Raw genomic sequence first — 7273 nt, 5'->3', positions numbered from 1 at the left:
CCATTTTATTTCAAGAACCAATAACCATACGGCGCACCATCCTTTGGCAATGACACCCTATATCATGGAGGAAAGGCAGTTGAATGTGGCCCAGATGGATGTGTTTTCCCGTTTGATGATGGACCGGATCATTTTTCTGGGAGAGGCTGTGGACGAAAGGATTGCCAATGTGATCCAGGCCCAGTTACTTTTCTTGCAGTCTGCAGATCCAAAAAGAGATATACAGCTGTATATCAATTCACCGGGCGGATCGGTTTATGCAGGTTTCGGAATTTATGACACCATGCAGTATATTTCGCCAGATGTAGCTACGATTTGTACGGGGATCGCTTTGTCTATGGGTTCTGTATTGCTTTGTGCAGGTGCTGCTGGGAAAAGATCTGCACTGAAGCATTCCAGGGTGATGATCCACCAAACTTCAGGTGGTGCACAGGGTACAGCAGAAGATATGGACATCAGCATTAAACAAGTATTAAAAGTACAGACTGATCTTTACCAGATCTTGGCAACGCACAGCGGGCAAAGTTTTGAACGGATCAATGAGGCTTCTCGCAGGGATTACTGGATGACTGCAGAAGAGGCAAGGGATTTTGGGATGGTCGACGAAGTACTGAAAGCGTAATTGGTTCAAAATATTTCCTGTTTAATAAAAGTTTAGGGATTCAGATTGAGATTTATTTACTTTTTCATGTATAATTGCAATCTGATTTTAAATAGTTGAATATGGAAAGAATTGTAATGGGTATTGATATAGGAGGATCTCATATTACTGCTGCACTTATAGACCTTGACCAGAAACAGATCATAGAAGGCACGTGGGTGAGGGACCGCATCAATGGTCAGGCACCAACGGAAGAAGTTATTGAAGCCTGGTCAAAAAGTATACATAAAGTGGCAGATGCATATTCCGGATCTTATACTAATCTTCATATTGCAATGCCAGGCCCTTTTGCATACAAAAAAGGAGTAAGCCTGATTAAGAACCAGGACAAATACAGGTCCTTATATGGTAAAAATATTAAAGATATGCTGGCTGCAAAACTGGAAATCAGTCCCTCGGCAATTAATTTTATGAATGATGCAGCCTGTTTTCTGCAGGGAGAAGTTTTTAGCGGGAGCATGAATGGCTATGATCATGCAATCGGCATTACCTTGGGTACCGGACTGGGTACTGCACATTATGTGAATGGACAGGCCAAGGATGCTGATTTCTGGAAAATGCCGTTTAACAAAGGGATTGCCGAGGATTATATCTCTACCCGCTGGTTTATCAAACGTTATTTTGAATTGAGCGGGGAAGTCATTAAAGATGTAAGAGAACTGGTGGAGCTGCATGCCGGAAAACCTGAATTTAAAGAGATTTTTGCTGAGTTTAGCCAGAATCTGGCGAGTTTCTTATATAAGTTTATCCGCAAGAAGATGCCTTTAGCTTCTGTAATCGGTGGAAATATTGCCAATGCTGAAAAGTACTTTCTGGATGATACCCGCAGAAATCTGGCAGAAATGATGGGCTATAGTTTTCCAGTCAGAAAATCCTTGTTAAACGAAAAAGCGACTTTATTAGGTGCAGCATCTGCAACTTTTTAATGATCCGGCAGGTTATTTCTTCTTATAAAGAGTCTTTTACCGGTTTGAGCCGGGAAACATGGCTCTTGAGTATCGTGATGCTGATTAACCGCAGCAGTTATATGGCGGTGCCCTTTATGAGTTTATATGTAACGCAGTACTTGCACCGGCCAACTTCTGATGCCGGGCTGATCATTACGATCTTTGGTGTGGGATCTATTCTGGGGGCGACAGCTGGCGGTAAATTTACAGACATGTTTGGTTTCCGGGCAGTTCAGATTTTCAGTACCATTATCGGCGGGGCATTTTTTATCTTTTTTTCTACCATCAGGCATTTTGAAACCTTATGTTTTTTAACCCTGGTGATCAGTTTTTTTTCTGATGCTTTCCGGCCGGCCAACTTCGCGGCGATTGCCTCGTACGCCAGTCCGGGAAAGGAAACACGCTCTTATTCATTGAACAGGCTGGCCACCAACCTGGGTTGGGCAGTTGGGAGCAGTTTAGGAGGAATTATTGCTTCTTTTAATTATCAGTTGCTGTTTATTGTAGACGGTGCAGTGAGTATTTTATCTGGTGTGGCTATTTTTGCTTTTCTACCCGTAGTAAAAGGTTATAGAAAAGCCGTTCAGGAGAAAATTAAGGATGTAGTGGTGCGTAAGCCTTGGGAAGACGCTTTGTTTGTGAAGTTTATCCTGTTGACTACACTTTTTTTTACCTGCTTCTTTCTAATGTTTAGGGTAGTGCCTTTATTCTTTAAAGAAGTCTGGCATATGAACGAGGCACTGATTGGTGTGATCCTGGGTTCCAACGGGATTATTATTGCCCTGGTAGAAATGGTGATGATCAGTAAAATTGAAAATAAGCGGTCACCAATTTATTATATTGTAGCGGGGGTATTGCTAACTGGTGCTGCCTTTGCTTTATTTATGGTCCCTAAATCTCTTCCGGTAACCCTGGCTATGGTTTCTATGGTGTTTTTCACCTTTGGAGAAATGCTGGCATTGCCCTTTATCAATACTTTTGTGATTCACCGGAGCAATGAGTTTAACCGCGGACAATATGCAGCAGGGTATACGCTGAGTTCTTCTTTTGCCCAGGTGATCGGGCCAACTTCCGGGTTTTTCCTGGCCGAAAAAATGGGATATAATGTATTGTGGGCAACAATGGCTGGATTGCTGATCTTATGTGCCTTTGGCTACAGCCGGCTGGTTTTGAACAGGATTTAATAGAGGTTTTCCCGTAAAGGAAAACGGGGATGTTCCGTCCGAAACACCCCCGTTTAAATTAACGCTCTCAGATATATAGACGGTTGTTTTTTCTATTTATTATATCTGAACAAAAAAATATTTTAAACCGGGTCGTTGCGTTCCTTACGCAGGAAAAAATAGTCACCTATATGGTCAAGATAGTGCTGAAAGGCAACTGAGGTTTGAATGTTTTGTGGTGTCTTTTTGAACTGTTCAGGTGTGATAAATTCCCAGTTGAGATGCTGCTGCTCCTGTACCGAATGGATCTGGATAGGGAAATTCATCACATGCTGTTCCAGAAAAGCTTTTTTGCTGGCCGCCCAGGCCGCCATATCTCCCAGGTTACGTGGCCAAGTATAGAGTTTATGTGCTTCCCGGGAATGAACACCATCATAAATAAAACTGGATTGCTTTAAGATCAGATCACTGATGCGTAGAGTTTCTTCGGTTCCCTGGTATTGGCCGTTATCTTCTGCGATGACCAGCGCTTTTGCTGTAAAATAGGCTGCACCGCCATCTTTTGGGTTGTGCTGCTGAAGGTCATCTATAAATACGAGTTTGCTTTTTTTGTACAAAATGATGCTTTTTAAGACGAGTTGTTACAAAAATTGTACCGCATTAACTTTCGGTTTCCTCTTCTTTCATGGCCTGTTCTTCTTTTTTGATCAGTGTTTTTTCCTTTTTAAGATCTATACGGATCATACTGTACAGGCTCATATAAATATTGGCCATCCAGACCATGGAGAAGCCCGCAATGACATAACCTCTCCAGTCATCGAGGTAGAGGTGGAAGCCTGTCATTATCAACATCAGAGCCGTGACGTAGTGGCTGAAACAATATTCGCAGGTGAATACATAAAAGAACTTTCTGGCCACCAGGGTCTTTTTCTCTTTGGAGCATTGGATACAGTATTCACGGGGTTCTCTGAAGATTTCTTCATGAGTAACCGTCCAGGCCACACAGGCTACAGGAATGGCCAGTAAAAGAAGTGTATAAACTTGGTGCAGCTGAAACATGCAGGTATTACAATGAAAAGAACAAATTGTTTTGGGCAAATGTATCGCCTCTGCAACCTCAGGGAATAAATTTACAATTAAACAGCAATTATTTCTTCGACTTCCTTTGTGCCTTGGTAATAACCCTTAATTTTGCCGGTATGCCACGGTTGTGGCACCACCTATTTAATTCCTGTTCCTATGGATGATTTTTTAGCAGCTCGCCTCCAGATGGCCTTTTCTCTAGGCTTTCACATTGTCTTTGCCTGTATTGGAATGGTTATGCCTTTTTTTATGACAGTAGCCCATTTTATCTGGCTTAAAACCAAAAAGGCAGTTTACCGGGATGTGACCCAGGCCTGGAGCAAGGGGGTTGCTATCTTTTTTGCTACAGGGGCAGTTTCGGGTACGGTGCTGTCTTTTGAACTGGGTCTTTTATGGCCAAAGTTTATGGAACATGCAGGGCCCATTTTTGGAATGCCATTTTCGCTGGAAGGGACAGCTTTTTTTATTGAAGCGATTGCTTTGGGATTTTATTTATATGGTTGGAACAAGGTGAATCGCTGGTTCCATTGGGCAACTGGAGTAGTGGTCGGGGTTAGTGGATTGGTATCAGGAATATTAGTGGTTGCTGCCAATTCCTGGATGAACAGCCCTTCTGGTTTTGATTATGTTAATGGAGAATATTTAAATATTGATCCTATAAAAGCCATGTTTAATGAGGCCTGGTTTTCCCAGTCGCTGCATATGTGTATTGCAGCTTTTGTTTCTACAGGTTTTGCCGTAGCGGGTGTACATGCTTTGATGATCTTAAGAGGGAGCAATGTACCTTTTCACAGTAAGGCTTTTAAAATTGCTGCGGTGTTTGCTACAGTTGCGGCCTGTTTACAGCCCATCAGCGGAGATATTTCGGCAAAAGACGTGGCTGGACGGCAGTCTGCCAAGCTTGCAGCAATGGAAGCTCATTTTCATACAGAGAAGGCCGCGCCTTTAATTATTGGGGGTATTCCGGATACAGCGGCTAAAGAAGTCAAATATGCCATAAAAATACCAGGCTTACTGAGTTTTATGGCGCACAGTGATTTTAATGCGGAAGTGACGGGTTTAGATAAGATCCCGCCTCAGGATCAGCCGCCTGTTTCGGTAACACATTATGCCTTTCAGATCATGGTTGGATTGGGAATGGCCATGCTTGGCCTGGCGGTATTGTATTTTATAGCCTTGTGGAAGAAAAAACAGTGGCTGGACCAAAAATGGTTGCTGATGCTGTTTGTAGTGGCTACTCCGCTGGGCTTTCTGGCGCTGGAGGCTGGATGGACAGTTACAGAAGTTGGCAGGCAACCCTGGATCATTAACGGGGTGATGCGTACAGCAGATGCCGTAACCCCTATGCCTGGCATCCGGTATTCCTTTTATCTGTTTACGGCAGTTTATATTTCATTGTCTGTGATCGTTACTTTTTTGTTGTACCGTCAGATCAGGATGGTTGGTAAATTGTACGATTCAGGAGCTCAGCATCAAAATGATTAAGTTATGGTATATGTAGTTATTGCTTTTTTATGGACAGCGATCCTCTTGTATGTACTGCTTGGGGGAGCAGATTTTGGTGCAGGGATTATTGAATTGTTTACCTCCAAACCCAACAGGGCGAGGGCTAGAAAGACGATGTACGAGGCGATAGGCCCGATATGGGAAGCCAATCATATGTGGCTGATCATTGCTATTGTCATCTTGTTTGTCGGTTTCCCCAAGATCTACACCACGGTTTCGGTTTATTTACATATCCCGTTGGTCTGTATGCTTTTGGGGATTATTGCCAGGGGAACAGCCTTTGTATTCCGTAATTACGATGCGGTAAAAGACAACATGCAAAAGGTTTACACCTCCATTTTTATTTATTCCAGTCTGGTTACGCCATTTTTCCTGGGTATCATTGCTGCAAGTTCTGTATCGGGGCAAATTGATCTGCAGGCTGGTGATTTCCTTTCTGCATATGTGTGGAGCTGGCTGAGCTGGTTTTCTGTCTCGGTGGGTTTATTTACAGTGAGTATTTGCGGCTACCTGGCGGCTATCTTTATTATCGGGCAAACCGATAATGAGGCAGATAGAGCCTTATTCATCAGGAAAGCGAAAAGATGTGTCTTTGTGGTCATGTTCGCAGGGGCTTTGGTTTTTATAGCTGCTTATGCGGAGCATATTCCTTTGGGAGAATGGATTTTTGGTCATCCCCTGGGTATTGTTGCCATTACTACGGCCAGTATTTCGCTGATCATCATGTGGTTTACGATTGAAAAGGACAAGCCTGCAGTACTTCGTCTTCTGGCGGGTTTTCAGGTTACAATGATCCTGTTTGCAGCTACTTATACGCATTTTCCAAATATCGTGTTGCTAAAGCATGGCGAGGAATTGTCTTTGCTGGCCCATCAGGGGCAGGCTAAAACGATTGATTCTCTGGCTTATGCTTTGCTGATCGGTAGTCTATTTATTCTTCCGGCACTTTTTTACCTGATTTATGTGTTTCAGAAAAAGAAGTCAGGTTTAACTGAACATTAATCTATATTTTATTTTATGGAGCAATCCAATTTTGAAAAACTCTCCAGCCTTACACAAGGCGATTACCAGGCCTTTTTATACGATTGTGATGGCACACTTACGGATAATATGCCGATGCATACCAAATCATATGTAGAAGTGGCTGCAGAACAGGGGGTGGTTTTTGACCCGGGAATTATTGATGAACTTGCCGGGTGGCCAATCCTGCAGGTGGTGGAAGAGATCAACCGCCGTTACCAGTCTTCGCTGGTGCCGGAGGATTTTAAGGCCCGTAAGGCAGAAATTTATAACGCACGTTATCTTGATCAGATACAACCTATCGATTACGTTGTGGCGCATCTGAGAGCGAATGCCGGGCGTGTAAGAATTGGTGTGGTGTCTGGCGGAGATAAGGTGACCATTTCCAGGACTTTGGAGATCCTGGGTTTAAGCGACCTGGTTGAAGTCCTGGTCTGTTCTGGTGATACAGAAAGAGGGAAGCCTTATCCTGATCCCTTCCTGAAGGCTGCAGAATTACTCGGTGTGGCACCAGCTCAATGCCTGGTTTTTGAAGATGGTGTTCCCGGGGTTGAGGCCGCAAAAGCCGCAGGTATGCATTGGATACGTATTGATCAGTTCAAATTCGGATAGTTATTTCAGATATTTATTGCTAATTTTGTTAGCAATGAAGAGATCGGGAACAGCAGATTTACCCTTGCATGGTGGTTTTGTGCCTTTATGGCTGGCGGAGCGCATGGCCAGATTGGGCTTTGCCATTACGGAAGCCATCATCACGGAGTATGGTACAGCCGAAGTGTTGCGTAGACTGAGCGACCCTTTCTGGTTTCAAAGCTTTGGAGCCGTAATGGGGATGGACTGGCATTCTTCCGGTATCACAACTTCGGTAATGGGCGCTTTAAAAAGAGCCGTGA

General features: G+C 43.6%; 9 protein-coding genes. 7 read left to right on the top strand and 2 right to left on the bottom strand.

The window, feature by feature from the left end:
* Positions 1-7: 7 nt before the first annotated feature.
* From VNZ46_RS03735 to VNZ46_RS03725, 3 genes are all read left to right on the top strand, one after another.
* Positions 8-622 carry an ATP-dependent Clp protease proteolytic subunit gene (locus VNZ46_RS03735; RefSeq protein ID WP_325558752.1) on the top strand — a complete coding sequence of 205 codons (615 nt, stop codon included), beginning with the start codon at positions 8-10 and terminating at the stop codon, positions 620-622.
* 101 nt (positions 623-723) lie between these two features.
* On the top strand, positions 724-1587 hold the full coding sequence (locus VNZ46_RS03730; RefSeq protein WP_199076641.1) for an ROK family protein: 864 nt from the start codon (positions 724-726) through the stop codon (positions 1585-1587).
* Positions 1587-2792, top strand: a complete 1206-nt coding sequence (locus tag VNZ46_RS03725; RefSeq protein ID WP_325558749.1) for an MFS transporter — start codon at positions 1587-1589, stop codon at positions 2790-2792. The genes VNZ46_RS03730 and VNZ46_RS03725 overlap by 1 nt, the downstream gene beginning before the upstream one ends.
* 122 nt (positions 2793-2914) lie before the next feature.
* Here the strand turns inward: VNZ46_RS03725 and VNZ46_RS03720 are convergent, their stop codons facing one another.
* Both VNZ46_RS03720 and VNZ46_RS03715 read right to left on the bottom strand, forming a co-directional pair.
* Positions 2915-3388 (bottom strand): hypothetical protein, encoded by a 474-nt coding sequence (locus tag VNZ46_RS03720; protein ID WP_325558748.1) that lies wholly within the window; start codon positions 3386-3388, stop codon positions 2915-2917.
* A gap of 43 nt (positions 3389-3431) precedes the next feature.
* Positions 3432-3830: a hypothetical protein gene (locus VNZ46_RS03715; RefSeq protein ID WP_325558747.1), complete on the bottom strand. Its 399-nt coding sequence runs from the start codon at positions 3828-3830 to the stop codon at positions 3432-3434.
* 180 nt (positions 3831-4010) lie between these two features.
* On the opposite strand from VNZ46_RS03715, the gene VNZ46_RS03710 reads away from it, so the two are divergent.
* The 4 genes from VNZ46_RS03710 to VNZ46_RS03695 form a co-directional block, all read left to right on the top strand.
* Positions 4011-5339 (top strand): cytochrome ubiquinol oxidase subunit I, encoded by a 1329-nt coding sequence (locus tag VNZ46_RS03710; RefSeq protein WP_325558746.1) that lies wholly within the window; start codon positions 4011-4013, stop codon positions 5337-5339.
* 3 nt (positions 5340-5342) lie between these two features.
* Positions 5343-6362 (top strand): cytochrome d ubiquinol oxidase subunit II, encoded by a 1020-nt coding sequence (locus tag VNZ46_RS03705; protein ID WP_325558744.1) that lies wholly within the window; start codon positions 5343-5345, stop codon positions 6360-6362.
* A 15-nt stretch (positions 6363-6377) separates the two neighbouring features.
* Entirely contained in the window at positions 6378-6992 is a 615-nt protein-coding gene (locus tag VNZ46_RS03700; RefSeq protein WP_325558743.1) for an HAD family phosphatase, read from the top strand.
* Positions 6993-7026: 34 nt separating this feature from the next.
* Positions 7027-7273 (top strand): DUF763 domain-containing protein (locus VNZ46_RS03695; protein ID WP_325558741.1); only part of this gene is annotated, 247 nt, incomplete at its 3' end.

This window comes from Pedobacter sp., from assembly GCF_035566355.1.
GTDB lineage: Bacteria > Bacteroidota > Bacteroidia > Sphingobacteriales > Sphingobacteriaceae > Pedobacter.
This window is presented reverse-complemented; position numbering and strand designations above follow the sequence as displayed.

Coding starts and splice junctions, on each gene's coding strand:
- VNZ46_RS03700 (WP_325558743.1), top strand. CDS start 6,378: ATGGAGCAATCCAATTTTGAAAAACTCTCCAGCCTTACACAAGGCGAT.
- VNZ46_RS03710 (WP_325558746.1), top strand. CDS start 4,011: ATGGATGATTTTTTAGCAGCTCGCCTCCAGATGGCCTTTTCTCTAGGC.
- VNZ46_RS03730 (WP_199076641.1), top strand. CDS start 724: ATGGAAAGAATTGTAATGGGTATTGATATAGGAGGATCTCATATTACT.
- VNZ46_RS03705 (WP_325558744.1), top strand. CDS start 5,343: ATGGTATATGTAGTTATTGCTTTTTTATGGACAGCGATCCTCTTGTAT.
- VNZ46_RS03715 (WP_325558747.1), bottom strand. CDS start 3,830: ATGTTTCAGCTGCACCAAGTTTATACACTTCTTTTACTGGCCATTCCT.
- VNZ46_RS03725 (WP_325558749.1), top strand. CDS start 1,587: ATGATCCGGCAGGTTATTTCTTCTTATAAAGAGTCTTTTACCGGTTTG.